Origin of the sequence: Streptomyces sp. NPDC005494 (assembly GCF_042872025.1) — a bacterium.
In the GTDB taxonomy this organism is placed as follows: domain Bacteria; phylum Actinomycetota; class Actinomycetes; order Streptomycetales; family Streptomycetaceae; genus Streptomyces.
On sequence record NZ_JBIAJR010000002.1, the window covers coordinates 282670 to 301030 of the forward strand.

General features: G+C 69.5%; 16 protein-coding genes. 7 read left to right on the top strand and 9 right to left on the bottom strand.

What is annotated here, in order from left to right:
* Positions 1-308 precede the first annotated feature (308 nt).
* Positions 309-743 carry an ATP-binding protein gene (locus ACFYQ6_RS07085; protein WP_361573014.1) on the top strand — a complete coding sequence of 145 codons (435 nt, stop codon included), beginning with the start codon at positions 309-311 and terminating at the stop codon, positions 741-743.
* 99 nt (positions 744-842) lie between these two features.
* Here the strand turns inward: ACFYQ6_RS07085 and ACFYQ6_RS07090 are convergent, their stop codons facing one another.
* Positions 843-1631, bottom strand: a complete 789-nt coding sequence (locus tag ACFYQ6_RS07090) for an STAS domain-containing protein (protein ID WP_388761292.1) — start codon at positions 1629-1631, stop codon at positions 843-845.
* Between ACFYQ6_RS07090 and ACFYQ6_RS07095 the strand changes: the two genes are divergently transcribed.
* A complete protein-coding gene (locus ACFYQ6_RS07095; protein ID WP_361573010.1) occupies positions 1552-2505 on the top strand; it encodes a helix-turn-helix transcriptional regulator in 954 nt (317 codons plus the stop codon). The genes ACFYQ6_RS07090 and ACFYQ6_RS07095 overlap by 80 nt on opposite strands.
* A 55-nt stretch (positions 2506-2560) precedes the next feature.
* Here ACFYQ6_RS07095 and ACFYQ6_RS07100 read toward each other — a convergent pair whose 3' ends face one another.
* From ACFYQ6_RS07100 to ACFYQ6_RS07125, 6 genes are all read right to left on the bottom strand, one after another.
* Positions 2561-3220 (bottom strand): hypothetical protein, encoded by a 660-nt coding sequence (locus ACFYQ6_RS07100; RefSeq protein WP_361573008.1) that lies wholly within the window; start codon positions 3218-3220, stop codon positions 2561-2563.
* Positions 3217-3660 (bottom strand): hypothetical protein, encoded by a 444-nt coding sequence (locus ACFYQ6_RS07105; RefSeq protein ID WP_388761296.1) that lies wholly within the window; start codon positions 3658-3660, stop codon positions 3217-3219. The genes ACFYQ6_RS07100 and ACFYQ6_RS07105 overlap by 4 nt, the downstream gene beginning before the upstream one ends.
* 223 nt (positions 3661-3883) lie before the next feature.
* Positions 3884-4453 (bottom strand): SMI1/KNR4 family protein, encoded by a 570-nt coding sequence (locus ACFYQ6_RS07110; protein ID WP_361573004.1) that lies wholly within the window; start codon positions 4451-4453, stop codon positions 3884-3886.
* A 276-nt stretch (positions 4454-4729) separates the two neighbouring features.
* A complete protein-coding gene (locus ACFYQ6_RS07115; RefSeq protein WP_388761300.1) occupies positions 4730-6472 on the bottom strand; it encodes a beta-galactosidase family protein in 1743 nt (580 codons plus the stop codon).
* A gap of 38 nt (positions 6473-6510) precedes the next feature.
* Positions 6511-7227, bottom strand: coding sequence for a heparin lyase I family protein (locus ACFYQ6_RS07120; RefSeq protein ID WP_388761303.1), 717 nt, complete (start codon positions 7225-7227; stop codon positions 6511-6513).
* Between the two features lie 2 nt (positions 7228-7229).
* Positions 7230-9689, bottom strand: coding sequence for a polysaccharide lyase 8 family protein (locus tag ACFYQ6_RS07125; protein WP_388761306.1), 2460 nt, complete (start codon positions 9687-9689; stop codon positions 7230-7232).
* Between the two features lie 185 nt (positions 9690-9874).
* Here ACFYQ6_RS07125 and ACFYQ6_RS07130 point away from each other — a divergent pair, with 185 nt between their 5' ends.
* From ACFYQ6_RS07130 to ACFYQ6_RS07150, 5 genes are all read left to right on the top strand, one after another.
* A complete protein-coding gene (locus ACFYQ6_RS07130) occupies positions 9875-10993 on the top strand; it encodes a substrate-binding domain-containing protein (RefSeq protein WP_361572996.1) in 1119 nt (372 codons plus the stop codon).
* A 128-nt stretch (positions 10994-11121) separates the two neighbouring features.
* Positions 11122-12438 (top strand): ABC transporter substrate-binding protein, encoded by a 1317-nt coding sequence (locus ACFYQ6_RS07135; protein WP_388761309.1) that lies wholly within the window; start codon positions 11122-11124, stop codon positions 12436-12438.
* Between the two features lie 343 nt (positions 12439-12781).
* Positions 12782-13702, top strand: coding sequence for a sugar ABC transporter permease (locus ACFYQ6_RS07140; protein ID WP_361572992.1), 921 nt, complete (start codon positions 12782-12784; stop codon positions 13700-13702).
* Complete coding sequence (locus ACFYQ6_RS07145; RefSeq protein ID WP_388761313.1) at positions 13699-14655, top strand: carbohydrate ABC transporter permease; 957 nt, start codon at positions 13699-13701, stop codon at positions 14653-14655. Before ACFYQ6_RS07140 ends, ACFYQ6_RS07145 begins: the two co-directional genes overlap by 4 nt.
* 2 nt (positions 14656-14657) lie before the next feature.
* Complete coding sequence (locus ACFYQ6_RS07150) at positions 14658-15731, top strand: hydroxyacid dehydrogenase (protein WP_388761316.1); 1074 nt, start codon at positions 14658-14660, stop codon at positions 15729-15731.
* 341 nt (positions 15732-16072) lie between these two features.
* On the opposite strand, the gene adh is transcribed toward ACFYQ6_RS07150, so the two are convergent.
* Positions 16073-17590, bottom strand: a complete 1518-nt coding sequence (adh, locus tag ACFYQ6_RS07155) for an aldehyde dehydrogenase (protein WP_361572990.1) — start codon at positions 17588-17590, stop codon at positions 16073-16075.
* A 159-nt stretch (positions 17591-17749) separates the two neighbouring features.
* Positions 17750-18352, bottom strand: a complete 603-nt coding sequence (locus ACFYQ6_RS07160) for a response regulator transcription factor (protein ID WP_361572988.1) — start codon at positions 18350-18352, stop codon at positions 17750-17752.
* Positions 18353-18361: the final 9 nt, after the last annotated feature.

Consider the following 18361-nt stretch of genomic DNA (forward strand, 5'->3'; position numbering starts at 1 on the left):
ATTCTGCCAGCCCGGTGACCTCGTCGAGCGGTGCGCGGGCAGTGCGGCACACGGCGTCCACGGCCGTCCGCTCCCCAGCTGTGCCGGGTGGCTCTCTCCGTCCGGGACCGACCACAGGATCGCGGCGCCGGCCGCTCCCTGACCACCCGGCCACCATGCCGGGACCGGCCGGCTGCGGGGCAGCGCGAGCGCCCTGCCGGGCCCGATGCGCGGTCCGCCGCCGAGATCACTTCACCGGCCAAGGGCCGGGGCCAGCTGCCGCCCCGTGTAAGCCCAGGAGTGGCGGGCAGGCGGGGACGACGTAGACGTTGCAGCAGATTGGCGGTGAAGGCAGCGTGAGCGAAGGGCTTACAGGTGTTCTCGTGAAGGTCCTCCCGACGAGCGCGGCTGCCGCCCGCGACCAAGTCGATGCATTGCTCCGCGCCCAGTTCCTTTCCGGCAACGAGGGAATCCGGGACGACATCGTCTGGGCCGATGCCCTGCTGGTCACCTCTGAGCTCGTGACCAATGCGTGCCGTCACGGCGGCGGCATCACCGGTTTCTCCGCGAAGATCCACGGCGACGAACTCTTCCTGACAGTTGCTGATGCAAGCACCGAATTTCCCGTCGCTCGCCCGCGCCCCCCAGGCCAGTTCACCGTGGGTGGTTATGGGTGGCCCATGGTCAGCCGTCTGGCGACAAGCCTGACAGTGGTCCCGACAGCTACCGGAAAGCGCATCGAAGCTGTCATACCTCTCATGTGAGGCGGCGTGCTGCCTTAGAATGCGGTCGGAACCGGCCCGGCCGCAACCAGCTGGATGCAGCTGGTGCTCCAGCAGGGCTGCGGCCCATGCGCCGAGCGTTCAACGGCCGGCACGCGTGACGGCTTCGCCGGAGCACCCGCGCGAGGCCGAATGAGCCTCCGGCGCAGCGAGAAGGCGGCCGGTGGTGTCCGTGGCCTCGAGGAGGCGGCACACAGCTAAGGACGGTGCGGTCACGGCGACTCGGGTGCCGTGAGAGTTTCCGCTGAGCAGTGCACGCAAGAAGGAGACATCCGCGAAGGTGACAGCGGAGCAGTCGATCACAAGGCCGGAAATCCCCGCCTGGCGCGCTTGGCACAATGCCTGGACAAGGACGCTGCTCGTGGCGGCGTCGAACGCCCCCTTTGCGTACAACACGTACCGGCCCTTGCTCACGTCTTGACATGCCGTGACCTCGGCCCGCCCGCTGTGGTGCTGGCCCGAGTGAGCTGTGAGCACTGCAGACCTCTCTCGGTGCGTAGATGACACGGTCGGCCTGCCGCGGTAGGCCGTTCGACTCGACGAATGCCCTCGTCCCCCACCCGCACACCCACCCATCCGCGCTTCGCCGCCTGCGTTTCGCGACAGAGGCTGCGGCGCTTCGTTTTGCGACCTTCCGGAGCGCCGCCGGTGCCGCGATCTGCAGGATCTCCTCTGCGGAGCGCCGGCCGCACGGTTCATCGCCTGCACGATGCCCGTGCCGTGGCCTGCGAATTCTGCGTCGTACGATGTGGCAGGACTGCCGCGCCGATGCGCGTAGGGAGAGGTAGAGGTGGAAACGGAGCGTTTCGACAGCAGAAGCCTGGAGGCGACGGAGGAGTTCCTGTCGCGGGCGTACACGCCGATGCGCATCGGTGGCCGGCCCAACGACACGCAGACGCAGATCGTGCGGAACGCGGCCGAAGGCCTCATCGTCGACCGCCTCACCTTCGGCTACACCATGTCCTACACCGCCAACCCGCTGGGCCTGATCTGCTTGATCACCGTGCACAGCGGCACCATGGTCGACACCACCGAGGGCCGCTCCGACGTCTACGGCCCGGGCGAGACCTTCCTCATCGCCCCTCCCGACCGCCCCTATACCGGCGCACTGCACTCCGCGCGCTACACCATCACCATGTTCGACCCGACGGTGCTCGACAAGGCTGCCGCCGTCGGTGCTCAGGCCGCACCGGGACCGGTCCGGCTCACCGGTCAGCGCGCACTCGACGGCGGAGCCAACCGTCGCTTGGGCAGCACCATCGCCTTCCTCCGCGATCATGTCCTGACGGGACCTCCCGCCCCGGACCCTCTCGTCGTCACCACCGCCACCCAGCATCTGGCCGCCGTCGCCCTGGCCGCGTTCCCGAGCACCACACACCGGGAGGAACACCACCGCATCGACAGTCGTGACGCGCACACCGACACCCTGCGCCGGGCAAGAACCTTCATCGAGGAGAACGCCCACCGCGCCATCGGCCTGTCCGACATAGCCGCCGCCGCGTTCGTCACCCCACGCGCCGTGCAGTACGCCTTCAGCCGGCACGCCGACACGAGCCCACTCGGCTACCTGCGCCACGTACGCCTCACCCGTGCGCACCACGAACTGAAGACCGCCGACCCGGCCACGTCCAGCGTGACCCAGATCGCGGCCCGCTGGGGCTTCGCGCACGTCGGCCGCTTCGCAGCGGCGTACCGCCAGCTGTACGGCGCGACCCCCGCCACCACTCTCCGCGCCCGCGGCTAGGCCCGCTCCGCCTCCTGGCCTCGGGAGGTGCCGTAGGTGAACCCCGCCCGTGGTCTCACCGGGTTCCGGTCGACCGTCCCACCGCGGTCTGTGCGTCGGCTGCCGCGAGCACGAGGTCAGCCAGCTCGGCGGCGGACTGTGCACCCCCGGCGTCGATGTGCTCCAGGCCGAGCCTCTCCACGGCCTCCCTCATGAGTGCCTGGTAGCGCTCGGTGCGGGCCAGAAACGTGTCCATCAGTACCTGTTCCTCGCCCAGGGCTGTTTCATAGCAGCCCGCCGCGTGCACGCGGGCGCGTACAACGGAGGCGTCGGCGGTGAACCACACGGCGGCCGTGCGCGGGAACCGCAGCGTGGCGACGCGGACGGGCCAGAGTGCCGACCCTTCCAGAACCAGGCCTGGTCCGCCGGAACCTTCGGAGGCATGCGTGCTGATCAGCTCTTCGATGCGGGGCCACAGCCGGTCGTAGTGGCCGAGAACGGACGTGATCAGCTCGTCGACCGTATGTGATCCATAGTGCTCGGCCACGTGCGCCGGCACCTCCCTCTCCGGGGTTCGCCAGGGTCGCCCGGGATGCCGGGCCAGCCCGTCGGTGCTCATGCATGCGAACCCGAGCCTCTCCGCCACCACGTGGGCAACGGTCGACTTTCCGACGTTCGACGTCCCGCCGATCAGAACCACCCGTACGTCCTGCACGCCGACGACCCTACTGATCATCCCGGGCCCGTGCTCGCTTCCGCACCTGGTACCGGACCGGACCAGGTCACCAGGACGGTGGCGGTGCGCGACGGTCCGCCCGCGACGGCACCGGCATCCGTGACGGCACTCCCGCCGCCGGGTCCCTCGGCGCGGTTGAGCGCCTCAGCCACCTGGTCGGCGAACCTCCGGTCCTGGGCGAGCATGTCCGCGAGAGCGGCGCGGAACGTGCCCTGCCACAGGGTGCTTTCGGGCTCCTGTGCCAGGCGGTCGAGCAGGAGCGCGGTGGCGGGCTCGACGTCGAAGCGTTCGCGGACGACGGCGTAGACGGGTTCGGCGCCGGCCGGCAGTGGCTGAAGGCCGGTCTCGTCGCCTGCCGTCTCCTCCCGACGGCGTCCCAGGAACTGGAGCACAGGCGCCAGCATGGACGACACCGCCGTGACCATGGTCTCGATCTCCACCGATCCCCCTCCAGCGGACCGTGTCGGCCCTCGTGACTGTCACAACACCGTCCTGGTCACCCGCCGGACGTCGAGTCCGCACCGGCGACCGCCGGATACCGCAAGATGTAGACCATGAGCCGTCAAGCTGGCTGTTACGACGACGAGTTGGCCACCTACGCAACGGCGGAGCCACTGCTGGACGGCTTCTTCGGCGAGATCCCCCGTGCCCGGCAGCTTCGCGTCAGAGCCAGACGAGTCGTCCTCCGTCGACCTTGCAGACCGGATGGCTGCCATCGGCGATCTTCGTCAGCATCTCCGCCACGGAGTCGAAATAGTGAGCCAGGGATTCGTACTCGCCCGTGACCGTGATCTCACCGACGAACCACCTGCCGATACGCCCGTCCCGCGCATCGATGAACTTCCCCGTCCAGCCGTCCTGGTCCGACAGGAAGGGGATCCACTCATTGCGCCAGAACGGATTGTCCGGCTGGTCCGGAGGGTCGAAGCCGCCGGGCCTGGAACGGTTGGCATGGAGCTTCTCCATCGCTCGGACGCCCAGATAGAAGCTGCCCTCATCCGGGAACCCGGCGAAGCCGCAGCATTGCACATCGTCGTCCACATCCTCCTCCGGAAGATCCAGATTGTTCTGCAGCAGCCACACCCGCAGATCCTGAGGGAGGGGGACACCCATCCTCTCCTCGGCGGCCGCGAGCATCTCTTCCGTAGCGGGCCCAGGCAGATCCGCGTGCTCCGCCGGGGCGTGCAGCTCCAGAAGACTCATCACGCGGGACCAGCTCTCCACCACATTCATGCCCTCTCCCCTCTCCGCACGGACGGCCCTTGTGACTGCGCCACTGTGGGGGTTGCCGTGCGAGCGTCGATGCCGTGCGCCGCGCTCCCCGACGTGTGTGCAGAATGCGCACGCCGGGGAGCGCCGGCGGAAACCTCGGCAGGGAGGGTACTCGAAGTAATGTCCTGCCCCGCCCGGTCGACGACGGGACGGACCTTTCCGGCGTCGACGAGGGGGGGAGTTCGCGCAGCTGGTCGGCGAGCTGGTGACCGCCGAGGCAGAGGGAGGGGAACGGCCTCAGGCCAGCCGCACCGGGTTGCCATCGGTCCGCTCCGTCTCCAGCACCCACACCTCGTTGGCCCCGGGACGCAGTACGGGGCCGGGGACGTACAGGGCGGACTGGGGGCCCATGGACCAGTACCGCCCCAGGCAGAAGCCGTTGACCCAGACGAAGCCCCTCTCCCAGCCGGGGAGTTCCAGCATCGCGTCCCCCGGGCTTGATACGTCGACGCTGCCCCGGTAGAGGCCCGGCTCGCTATGCACCGGGAGGCGGGACGGTAGCCCGGCGACCGCCTTTGCGTCGTCGAACGCGTCCAGCCGTAGGCCGCGTGCGCTCACCCCGTGCAGGTACTGCCGCTCGTGCAGGATCCCGCCGGTCAGTCCCTTGGTCTCGCCCAGGCGGGGACCGTAGTTGACGCGCCCCAGGGATTCCACCCACAGTTCCAGCTCGGCAGGGCCCGCGACCGCCGTGCCGACCGGGGTCTCGATGCCGTCGACGGACAGCCGGACCAGGTCCCGTACGCCGGGCAGGGTCAGCGGTAGTGGCGGGCGGGGGCCGGGAACACGGACCCGGTAGCGCACCAGGCCCCGGTCGACGCCCAGGTCCTCGAAAGTCGGCGCCGTACCGAAAGCTTCCTCTGGTCCGCCGAGTGTGTCCATCACCTCGTCCAACGGCGTCCACGCATCGAGCACGGCCGTGGCCGGTGCCGTGAGGACCGGCGGGGCTGCCGGCACGGGAGGCGGCGGGGTGTCGGTGAAGTCGGCCAGTACCTCGCGGAAGCGCCGGAACAGTTCCGTGGGCCTGCCCCGTTCGTCGACGGGGGCACCGTAGTCGTAAGAGGTCACCGTCGGCTGGAAGGCGCCGTCGTGGAGGTCGCCCGCGCGGTTGGCGCCCGCCCAGCCGCCGAAGCTCGTCCCGCCGTGTGCCATGTAGATGTTCACCGACGCCCCGCAGCCCAGGATCTCGCGCAGTACCGCCGCCGCGTCCCGGGCTTCGCGCGGCTCGGGCTCGTCGGCGCCCCAGTGGGCGAACCAGCCGCACCAGAACTCCATGCACATCAGAGGGCCGGTGGGCTGGTGACGGCGCAGGGTGCGGAAGGCCTCGGCCGGGTCCGAGCCGAAGTTCACGGTGGCCAGGACACCGGGCAGCGAACCGCCTGTGAGCATGTGGTCCTCGGGCCCGTCGGAGGTGAACAGGGGCACGGTCACCCCGCCGTCCCGCAGGATTCCGGCGAGCTCGCGCAGGTATTCCTGGTCGGAGCCGTAACTGCCGTACTCGTTCTCGACCTGCACCATGATCACCGGCCCGCCGTGGTGGACCTGGCGCTCGACGACCTGCGGCAGCAGGCGGCCGAACCAGCGGCGCACCGGCTCCAGGTACGCCCGGTTCCTGGTGCGGACCTGCCCTGCCAAGGTGCCGGTGAGCCACTGTGGCAGCCCGCCGTTCTCCCATTCGGCGCAGATGTAGGGACCGGGCCGGACGAGGGCCCACAGGCCCGCTGCGTGCACCGCGTCCAGAAACCTGCCCAGCGCCTCCGCGTCCCGGTACTCTCCGGGAAACGGCTCGTGCAGATTCCACGGCACGTACGTCTCGACGCAGTTGAGCCCCATCGCTCGAAGCATTTCCAGCCGGTGCGCCCACTGGGCCTCGTGCACCCGGAAGTAGTGCAAGGCGCCCGACAGCAGTTGCACAGGCCGGCCGTCCAGGGCGAATCCGCTGTCGGTCACGGTGAAAACGCCGTCAGCCGGTGGTTTGGTCATCGACGGTTCACCTTGTGTCTCTCGTTGTGCATGTCAGGTCAGCCGACGTCCGCGTGGGCGGTGCCCACGCGCAGCCGGTCCAGTCGGTTCACGGCGTCGCTCTGTGGGGTGTCCCGGTCGTAGATGCCCCACTTGGGTTCGTTGGCGCTGTCCCAGGTGCGTGCGGCATAGCGGGAGCCGCCGCTGGTGAAGGTCTGCTGGGACCCGTTGAAGGACAGCTCCACCCAGCCTGATTCGGCCGAGGCAGAGGTGTGGATGCCGAGGGCGAACCGGTTCCACGCCCCGGCTGAGACCGGCGCCGACCAGATCAGGCGCCACGTGGCGTCCGTGCTGACGTGGAAAAGGCGTACCGAGCCGTCCTTGACAGTCATGATCAGTGGGTAGTTCTGTGCCGCGTCGGGATACGACTTCCACTGCCACACCACGAAGTCCCCGCTGACGGTGGACAGCTGGGACTCCCAGCCCAGCCAGTAGGTGGAGCCGGGCGCGAAGGCGTACCGGGCGCCGCCCACCGAGATGCCCCGGGACTCACAGCGGACGAGACCACCAGGCTTGGTGAACCGGAAGACGGCCCCGTGACCGTCAGGGTTGGCGGCGGTGACCAGGCTGCCGGGCTCGGCGCACTCCACGCTCCCGAAAACCCGGGTGCCGCCTGCCGCGTCACCGTCCCATACCGTTGCCGCGCGAGCCGGGGTGGCGGAGATCAGGAGGCAGGCCAGCGCCGCCGGCACGGTGATGGAACGTCGTACCGTCATCCTCATGCTGTCCTCACAGTGATCTTCTGCGTGGCGCCCGCCTCGGCGGTGAGATCTCCGAACGTGACGGTCAGCTTGCTTCCGGGTACGGCCTGTCCGACCGTGGCGGGGCGGGATACGACTGCGGTGACACGGTGCCGCCACGTCACGGTGAGCGTGGTGAGGGTACGGGTCGGGTCGGAGACACATACGACCGCGGTGCCGTCGGCCCGGTGCCGGATCAGCACTGAACAGGGGGCGCTCACGGTGAGGTCGCCGACCGTTCCCGCTGCCCAGAAGTTGACAGCGGTGACGCCGAGGGAGGGGACGTGGACGCCCTGGGCCCGTGACGTGTTGGCGAGTGTCCTGAGGAGTCCGCGCGTGCTCGCGGCACGGGCCGCGGTGCGGGCGGCACTGGCGCCTGGCAGCAGGACGTAGGCGTAGCCGCCGTCGACCGGGTCGATGCCGTGGTCGACGTACAAGGTGAGGTAGCGGTCGGTGAGGAGGGCGGTGGACGAGCCGGTTCTGATGTCGCTCCATCGGCCGGTGCGCTCCTCGCGCAGCGCGGTGATGCGGCCGCCCGCCGGGAAGACGTAGCCGCCATGGCCGGCGATGTGCGCCCAGCCGGGGTCGCTCAGCGTCTCCGTCCATCCCTGGGCGCCTGGCTTGCGGTGGCGGTCCACGGTCAGGGCCTGGGTGCCGGTGGGACCGAGGCGGCGGTTGTCGATCACGGTGTCGACCGCCTCGCCGTCCGTCGCGGTGACGCCGGCACCCAGACAGACGATGCCCTCGTCCAGGAAGAACCAGGATTTGCGTGCCTCCAGCGTCGAGGCCAGGCCCTTGAGGTGCTGGCCCACCGCGGCGTACGTGCCGTCGGTGGTGCCGCCGACCCATCGCACCGCGGGGCGTTCGGCCCCCCACTGGCCGCCCTGGCCGTCGGCGAGCTGCTTCCTGGAAGCGGTGATGCCGGGCAGCCGATTGGGGTCCACGGTGGCCCAGAAGGTCTGCGAATACTGCTCGTTGGCGGAGTCGTCCCCCCACCAGGACAGCCAGCCGGCCCCGGTGTGGTAGCCGCGCAGGTTCTCCCCGTTGCCCCACTCGTAGTGCGCGACCCGGTCGGAGGCCATGGACAGGCAGGCGGCCCACCCCCGGCGGCGGTGCACCGCCCGGTCCTGGGACGGGAAGAGCCGGTGTGCGACCGGCTCGGGCAGGGGCTTGACCGAGGAGTCGTCCACGACGCCCTGGAGCTGGGCGAGTTTGTAGACGCCGAGCATGGGATTGGTGTGCGGAGGGCTGAAGTACGCCCGCTGGATCCAGCCCTTGGCCAGGGCGCGCCAGCGCGCGTTCTGCTCGGGGCTCGCGGCGCGGCCCAGGGCGACGATCGACGCGATGATCGAGTGGCCGCGCAGATGGTCGTCGTTGGCGCCGCCGGGATCGCCGGGGGGCAGGCCCCGTGCGACGGCGCGTCCGGAGACGGCGTCCATGCACAGGCCGTTGTAGAGGAAAGGGGCCCAGGCCCGTTCGACGGCGTCGAAGTAGTTCTCCCGGGCCGGGTCGGTGATCTCCCAAGGGGAGTCCGCGAGCAGCGCGCACAGCAGGCTGAGACCGGTGAACAGATCCGCGCCGTACGACCCGGCGTAGGGCACCCACGTGTGCTGGACGAAGGAGCCGTCACGGTAGAGGCCGTCCCCGGATGTCACGTAGGGGAAGACCGGGGACAGGGCCCTGGACGCGAGAGCGAGCCGATCGGCGTCCTCACCGACCAGACCGCTGAGCGCGATCGTCCGGCAGAGGTCGACGCGGTTGGCGCCCGTCGAGGTACCCGTGTACGAGGCCACCGCACTGTCCGGCACGAAGGCGCGGACGGCTTCGGTGATCGTGGCGATCAGGTCGGCGTCCAGGTGCTCGTGAAGGATGGTCGCCGCGTCCAGCAGCGCGTGGGGCCCGCCGATCTGCCAGTTGTACCAGTTGCCGTAGCGGGCTTGACCTGCGTGGTAGACGTCGGTCACCACGTGCCGGATCCCGGTCACGACTTCCCGAGCGAAGGCTGCGTCCCCGGTCAGACCCGTGGCGGGCTGGGCATACGCCTCCGCCATGGAACGCAACCGCTGAAAAGTGAGCTGGATCTGCGCGGAGTGGGCGTACGACTCGGTGTCCGTGTCGGGATCCGGGTCCAGCCACACCATGCCCGGCCACAGGGAGCCCGGCGCGGGCAGCATCGTGGTCCGCCAGGCGGCAGCGTCCCTGCCCAGCCGGGCGAGCTTGGAGGCGAACGGCTCCGCGGTGGGGCTGAAACCGGAGCCGAGTATCAGGCCACGCCAGGTGGCTCTGAGGCTTTCGAACTCGGCGGACGCGGCCGACGCGGCGTGGGCGGGCCCGGAGGTGGTCAGGACCGTCGCCGATGCGGTTGCGGGGAACCCCAGTGCTGCGGCGGCACCTCCCGTCGCCTTGACGAATCCGCGGCGGGACCAAGGTGTGGGCATGGCGTCTCCAAGGACGGGACAGAGGGAGGAAGACCGGAGGGGAACGCGAGAAGGCGGAGCACGAGTGCGGTGGTGGGTTTCTAGCACGGTACGCACAAGATGCTCAATACGTAAGACTCATAAGAATCGATCACTAGAGTACGGTGGGACGTGCACCAATCGGGGGATCGTCAGGAGGGCGACAGATGCGGTCGCATGTCAATCAGCGCCACGAACGGGTGCTGGAGATCGTGCGCAGGCGAGGCGGTCTGCGGGTGACGGAGCTGGCGGAGGAGCTGGGCGTCTCGGCCGTCACCGTGCGGCGCGATGTCGAGACGCTGGCCGAACAGGGGCGGCTGATGCGGCTGCACGGCTCCGTCACGTGCCCTGAGCCGCCCGTCTCCGGCCCGCCCGCCCCCGGCCCGGCCGCCGACGGCGCCGGCGTGGACGCCTCCGTGCGATCGGCGCCTCCCGGACTGGTCCTGGGCATGGTGGTGCCCAGCATGGAGCACTACTTCGCGGAGCTGGTCAAGGGAGCTCAGGACGCTGTCGCGGCGCGCGGCGGCCGGCTTGTGCTCGGGATCGCCCACTGGCGGTCCGAGGAGGACACCGCGCAGATCGGACGGATGCTCGACGCCGGTGTCGACGGCCTGCTGATCCAGCCCAGTTGGCAGCGCGGGGTACCCAGCGCCGAGCAGGAGCAGCAGCTGCTGGCACTCCGGGTCCCGGCCGTTCTGGTGGACCGGCGCGTTCCCCTCGGGAGCAGGCTGGCCGGACTGGACAGCGCGCGCTCCGACCACGCCCTCGGAGCCGCCGCCGCCGTCCACCATCTCGCCGGGCTGGGCCACGAGCGAATCGCCCTGCTCGCGCAGGACAACCCGACGTCACCGCAGGTCCGGGAGGGATACGAGGCTGCCATGGCGGCGCGCGGCCTCTCGGTGTCGCCGCCCGTGACCGTCGACCCGGGGGATCCGGCCGCCTTGGAGGCGGCGGCCCGGTCGCTGTACCGGTCGGTGGCGGCGGGCGGGGTCACCGCCGCGATCGTCCACAACGACCAGACCGCGATCGGCGTGGTGCAACGGCTGCGCGAACGCGGCCTCTCCCTCCCGGGCGACATGTCGTTGGTGGCGTACGAGGACGAGATGGCGGCTCTGGCCGATGTGCCGCTGACCGCCTTGGCGCCGCCGCGGCAGGCCGTGGGGGAGACCGCCGTCGAGATGATGTTCGCCAGGCTCGGAGCGGGGCCCGAAGCAGCGGCGCCGAGCCGACACGTCTCACTGGTGCCTCGGCTCACCGTGCGGGCGTCCTGCGCTCCGCCGCGCTGATCTCCAGAAAACTTGATTGTTTTGATCGAATTGGTTGTTTGGTCTTGACGGGCGATCGTTCTGCACGAAAGATGACCGCAATCGCCTCCGGTCGTTGAGGCGCCTTGCTCATCGAGGAGCCAGTGCAGATGAAGCCCGCCCACCGCATACCTCGCCTCGCCCTCACGGCCTCCCTGGCCTGTCTGGCCCTCCTCGCCACCGGCTGTGGCGGCGGGGGCAGCGGTACGTCCGGGGCCTCGGACGGCAAGCCGGTCACCCTCACCATGTGGTCCTGGATGGTCGGCACCAAAGAGGTCGTCGAGGAGTTCAACGCCACTCACGAGGACATCAAGGTCGAGTACACCGAAATCACCGCCGGTGCCGACGGCTACTCCAAGATCGACAGTGCGATCAAGGGCGGCAACGCACCTGACGTCGTGGGCATGGAGTACGCGATGCTCCCCGAGTTCGCCAGCCAGGGGAACCTGGAGGACCTGACCGGACACTCCGGGAAACTGGTCAAGTCGTTCCCCGAGAGCCTCCAGTCGCTGGTCACGCCCGGCGGCCGTACGTGGGGCGTCCCCTTCGACGTCACTCCGCAACTCCTCTACTACCGCACCGACCTGTTCGAGAAGGCAGGCGTGGAAGTACCGGTCACCTGGGCCGAGTTCGAGACGGCGGCGAGGAAGATCAAGGCCGCCGGCAAGGGGGCCCGCATCCTCAACGTCCCCAAGGGCGGCGACATCCCGTTCATCAACGGACTGGCCTGGCAGGCTGGTTCGCAGGGCTTCGGCGTCAAGGGCGACGCCTGGACGGTGCACGTCGACGACGAGCCCGCCCTGAGGGTCGCCGGGTTCTGGGACGGTCTGGTGCGTGACGGCCTGGTGCTCAACCACCCCGCCTGGAGCGAGGAGGAGAGCACCGCCAGGAAGAAGAACCAGGTCGCCGCGTTCATCGGCGCCCCCTGGAGCGGAGCCGGCCTGATATCCCAGACACCGGAACAGAAGAAGAAGTGGGCCGTGGCTCCGTTGCCCACATGGGACGGCACACCGGCCACCGGAACCTGGGGCGGCACCTCCTTCGCCGTGCCCAAGGGGAGCGACCACATCGAGGGCGCGGCGGAGTTCATCGAGTGGCTCACCACCGATCCTGCCGCGATGAAGGCCCGACTCGCGAACGCCGAGGCACCGAGCAGCGTCCTGCCCGCCGACTCCGGCTTGCAGAAGGTCGCGGCGACGGAGTTCACCCGAGCCGCCGACGGTTACTTCGCCAACGACCTCTACCAGGTCGCCGCCGACCAGGTGGACACCGTCCGCGACGGCTGGACCTGGGGCCCGGTGCAGGGTTCGGTGAACGAGGCGTTCGAGAGCGCCGTGGCCGAGGGCGGCTGGAAGGCCGGGTTCGAGGCGGCCCAGCGGGCGGCGCTGAAGGCACTCGACGACCGCGGTCTGAAGACCGCCGGCTGACCCCACGCCCGGCGGACCCGCGCCACCGGGTGCGGCCGCGACACGGCCCGACCTGGTGGCGGCCACGTGACGCGGGCGGGTGCCGCAGAGGTGCCTGACCTGGTGGACCGGCCCGGTTGGCGTGAGCGCCGCGCAAGCCCCGTCCGCCCCACATCAGCATCCCACGAAAGCCGCCGGCCCCGCCGTCTCGGGCACGTCGCCCCCATCTCAGGCACGTCGGTCCCGATCTCAGGCACGTCGGCCCCGCGGCACACCGTCGGCCTGCCACATCCGGCCGCCTCGCCACCCTGATCCACCACTGTTCCGGCCCCGCTGCCCCGGGCGCCACGGTCAGAAGGACTTCATGACAGTTCCGGCCCCAGCCCTCGTCCGCCGCTCGGCCGGGCGCGCCCGACAGCGTGCCGCCGCGGCCTACCTCATACCCTTCTTCATCCTCTTCACGCTCGTCATGGTCGCCCCCATCGGCTACGCGCTCTGGACCAGCCTGTTCAAGGAAGAGTCCTCCGGCCTCGGCTTCGGGGGCGCCGAGAGCGTCTTCGTCGGCCTCGGCAACTACGCCGACGCACTCGGCGACACGGCCCTGCGCGCCTCGTTCCTGAACGTCGCCGCCTATGTCACCGTCTACATCCCGCTCATGACCTGCACGGCGCTGCTGCTCGCCCTGCTGCTGGACTCGACCGTCGCACGGGCCAAGCGGCTGTTCCAGCTCGCCCTCTTCCTGCCCTACACGGTGCCCACCGTCATCGCGGCGATCATCTGGGTCTATCTGTACTCCCCAAGCCTCAGCCCGGTCATGGATTGGTTCGGCGCCGCAGGCGTCAGCGTGGACTTCTTCTCCGCGTCACTGGCCGTCCCCTCGGTCGTCAACATCGTGACCTGGCACTACGTCGGATACAACATGGTGATCCTCTACGCAGCGCTCCAGGCGATCCCCCGGGAGACGCTCGAAGCGGCCACGATGGACGGCGCCGGGGCGATCCGCACCGCGCTACGGATCAAGGTTCCCCACCTCCGCTCCGCCCTGGTCCTCAGCCTCCTGTTCACCTGCGTCGGCGCCATCCAGCTCTTCAACGAGCCCTACATGCTCACGACCCAGTCAGAGGCCATCAACCGCGACTGGTCCCCCGTGATGTACGTGCACAAGGCGGCGTTCGTCGATCACCAGCCCGGCCTCGCCTCCGCAGCGGCGATCCTGATCGCTCTCCTGGCCGGCGTCCTGTCCTACGCAGTAACCAAGCTCGGCAACCGCTGGAAGGCAGCATGACCCCGCACACCGTCACCGGGCAGCCCACCCCCCGCACGGCCGGCGAGGAGCGTGGACCGAAGATACGAACCCGGCCGTCCGGCCCACATCCGAGCGGCCGGGGCCACGCCCGCCCGAGCCGCTCGTGGACCTCCAAGGCCGTGGTCAACGGCCTCCTCGCCCTCTTCGCCTGCTACACCCTGATGCCTCTGACCTGGCTGTTCGTCGCCAGCACGAAGGACCACGGTGATCTCGTCGGCACCGGCGGATTCACCTTCGCCGACTTCAACTTCTTCGCCAACCTCGGTGACCTGTTCACCTACGGCGACGGAATCTACGGCCGCTGGCTGCTCAACAGCATCCTGTACTTCGGCCTGGGCTGCCTGGCTTCCACCCTCGTCAGCACGGCCGTCGGCTACGCCTTCGACAAGTACGACTTTCCGCACAAGGAGAAGCTGTTCGGCATGGTGCTGCTAGGGGTCCTCGTCCCGAGCGCCGTCCTCGTGCTTCCCCAGTACCTGCTGGCCGGCAAGGCGGGCCTGGACAACACCTACTGGGCCGTCCTGATCCCCCTGCTGGTCAACCCCTTCGGCGTGTACCTCGCCCGGGTCTTCTCCGAGGGGTACATCCCCGGCGAGGTGATCGAGGCCGCCCGGATGGACGGCGCGGGGGAGTGGCGCGTCTTCCGCTCGGTCGGCCTGCCGATGATCGCCCCCGGCTTCGTTACCTTGTTCCTCTTCACCTTCACGTCGAGCTGGAACAACTTCGTCCTGCCGCTGTACATGCTGAGCGACGACAAGCTCTACCCCGTCACCCTCGGCCTGGCGATCTGGAGCAAGTCCTCGCAACAGAACCCGGAGTTCTACATGCTGACCATCGTGGGGGCCCTGGTCTCGGTCCTCCCCCTGATCATCGCCTTCGTCTGCCTCCAGCGCTTCTGGCGCTCCGGGCTCACCGCAGGCGCGGTGAAGTGACAATGACCGCACGGCACACCACGGCGCAGGCCGCCGAGGCCGTTCTCCCGCTCGCGCCCGACCCCCGTCCGCGACGTCCCCGCACCGTCCTCGCGATGTCGCGGGAGACCCGCGACGCTCTGCGCGACGAGGGCGCCATCGACCTGTTCCGCCAGGCGGCCGACCTCGATCCGGACCTGCTCGTCACCGACTTCGCAGACCCTTCCGTCGCCGAGACCCTCGGCCGGACAGAGGTGCTGCTCACCCACTGGGGCTGTCCGCCACTGACGGAGCAGGCGCTTGCGGCCATGCCACGGCTGCGGGCCGTCGTCCACGCCGCAGGATCCGTCAAGCACCACGTGACCGACGCCGTGTGGGAGCGCGGCATCACCGTCTCCAGCGCCGCGGCGGCCAACGCGCTGCCGGTCGCCGAGTACACGTTGGCCGCGATCCTCCTCGCAGGCAAGCGGATCCCGCAAAGCGCACGTGCCTACCGTGAGCGGTGCGCCCCGTATCCACTGCTGCCCTACTTCGCCGGTCACGGCAACTACCGGCGGGTCGTCGGCATCGTCGGCGCCTCGCGCACCGGCCGGCGCGTGATCGAACTGCTGCGGCCGTACGATTTCACCGTTCTGGTCCACGACCCCTATCTGGACGACGCCGGTGCGGCCCTCCTCGGGGCGCGGCCCGTCGGCCTCGACGAACTGACCCGGCTCAGTCACGTCGTCTCCATCCACGCTCCCCAACTGCCCGACACACATCACATGTTCGACGCCAGACGCCTGGCCCTGCTGTCCGACGGTGCCACACTGATCAACACCGCGCGCGGCTCCCTCGTCGATACGGACGCGCTCATCACCCACCTGACGTCCGGACGCATCCACGCAGTCCTCGACGTCACCGACCCCGAGGTACTGCCCCCCGAATCGCCGCTGTTCCGGCTGTCCAATGTGCTCCTCACCCCGCACATCGCGGGCTCGCTGGGCAGCGAGCTGGGCCGCATGGCCGACTACGCAGCCGCCGAGATCACCCGCTACGCCCGGGGCATGCCCTTCGCCCACGGCGTGGAGTCCCAGGACCTGACGCGGACAGCGTGACGGCACCGTCTGCCACACTCCGGTGAGGGGTTCAGCTGCGATGCCCGTCGAGACGGAAGTGCCGTGCCGATCGTCGATGCCACCGGACACCTGCACAGGGCATACGGTCGGTCGGCGGGCAGTAGCAGTACTCCGGCACTGCAGTCACTCCTGCGGGGGACACAACCGGCAAGGGGCCATCTCCTGTGCCACTACGCCCTGTCATGCCCCGGAACAGCCGCAGAGGTGGGACAGCAGCGGAGACATCGGGAGTCGCTCCGCACTCCGCCCTGCGGATCGAAAGCGCTCCTGGGAGGCGCCTGACGGGGGAACCCCCACGTCAGACGCCCTTGCACAGGTGCCTAGAAGAAGCCGAGCTTCTTCGGCGAATAGCTCACCAGGAGGTTCTTCGTCTGCTGGTAGTGGTCGAGCATCATCTTGTGGGTCTCGCGCCCGATGCCGGACTTCTTGTAGCCGCCGAACGCCGCGTGCGCCGGGTAGGCGTGGTAGCAGTTGGTCCACACCCGGCCCGCCTTGATCTCGCGGCCGAGGCGGTAGGCGGTGTTGCCGTCACGGGACCAGACGCCCGCGCCGAGTCCGTACAGCGTGTCGTTGGCGATCTTCAGGGCCTCGTCCACCGAGTCGTACGTGGTGACGGAGAGCACCGGACCGAAGATCTCCTCCTGGAAGATCCGCATGTCGTTGGTGCCGCGGAAGACGGTCGGCTCGATGTAGAAACCGTCCTCCAGGCCCGCCACCGTGCGCGGGGCGCCACCGGTGAGCAGCTCGGCGCCTTCCTTCTTGCCGATGTCGATGTAGGAAAGGATCTTCTCGTACTGTTCGTTGCTCGCCTGCGCGCCGATCATGGTCGCCGGGTCCAGCGGGTCGCCGCCGACGATGGCCCGGGTCCGCTCGATGCAGCGGGCCATGAACTCCTCGTAGATCGAGGCGGGGACCAGCGCACGGGACGGCGAGGTGCAGACCTCGCCCGAGTTGAGGGCGAACATCACGAAGCCCTCGACGGCCTTGTCCAGGAAGTCGTCATCGGCGGCCATCACGTCCGGCAGGAAGATGTTCGGGCTCTTGCCGCCGAGTTCCAGTGTGACCGGGATGATGTTCTCGCTCGCGTACTGCATGATGAGGCGGCCGGTCGTGGTCTCCCCGGTGAAGGCGACCTTGGCGACGCGAGAGCTGGACGCGAGGGGCTTGCCCGCCTCGACACCGAAGCCGTTCACGACGTTGACCACACCGGGCGGCAGCAGGTCCGCGATCAGTTCGACGACCAGCAGCAGGCTGACCGGCGTCTGCTCGGCCGGCTTTATGATCACGCAGTTGCCCGCCGCGAGTGCCGGCGCCAGCTTCCATGTGGCCATCAGGATCGGGAAGTTCCACGGGATGATCTGACCGACCACGCCCAGCGGCTCGTGGAAGTGGTACGCGACCGTGTCCGCGTCGATCTCGGCGACGCTGCCCTCCTGCGCGCGCACCACCCCGGCGAAGTAGCGGAAGTGGTCGATCGCCAGCGGTATGTCGGCGGCCAGTGTCTCCCGGACCGGCTTGCCGTTCTCCCAGGTCTCGGCCACCGCGATCTTCTCGAGGTGCTCCTCCAGCCGGTCCGCGACCTTGTTGAGGATGTTGGCGCGTTCCGTGGCCGAGGTACGGCCCCACCGGTCGGCCGCGGCGTGTGCCGCGTCCAGCGCGAGTTCGACGTCGGCCGCGGACGAGCGGGCGACCTCGCAGAAGACCTTGCCGTTCACCGGCGACGGATTGCCGAAGTAGCGGCCTTCGACCGGGGCCACCCACTCCCCGCCGATGAAGTTGTCGTATCGCGGGGCGAAGGCGACGATGCTGCCGTCCGTTCCGGGCTGCGCGTACACCATGGCGGCTCTCCTCGGTGACGTGAAGGGTGGGTGCGGTGCCTCGACGCCGTGGCGTCGCGGTGCGCCCCACCATGGGCCCGGAAGGTTGGCGAGAGGTTGGCGTCGCCCGCCGGGCGGCGCCGATCGTGTACCGCTGAGCCCGGTGACTTCCTCCCGCCGCTACAGCCAGTCGTGTTCGCGGGCGTAGCGGGCCGCTTCGTGACGCGTCCGGGTCTGCGTCTTCTGCATCGCGTTGGAGAGGTAGTTGCGCACGGTGCCCTCCGCGAGGTGGAGCTGGGCGGCGATGTCGGCGACCGAGTACCCGTGGCCGGTGGCCCGCAGCACGTCCGTCTCGCGGTCGGTGAGGGGGCAGTCGTCGACGAGGGCAAGGGCCGAGACGTCCGGGTCGATCCATCGTCGGCCCGCGTGCAGGGCCTTGATGACCGAGGTGATGTGGTCCGGGTCCGCGGACTTGCTGACGAAGCCCTGCACCCCCAGCTTCAGGGCCTTGCGGAGCACCCCTGGCCGCGCATGGCGGGTCAGCATCAGGATCACCTGCTCCGGCAGTACGTCACGGATCCGTGCCACCGCGCCGAGTCCGTCGACATGGGGCATCTCGAGGTCGATGACGAGTACGTCCGGACGGTGCCGCAGTGTCGCCTGCACGGCGGCCTCGCCGTCGTCGGCCTCGGCGAGCACGGTGATCTCTCCCTCCAGCGGGAGCAGCGACGCGAGCGCCTTGCGGAGCAGGGCCTCGTCGTCGGCGAGTACCACGGTGGTCATCGGTCGTCC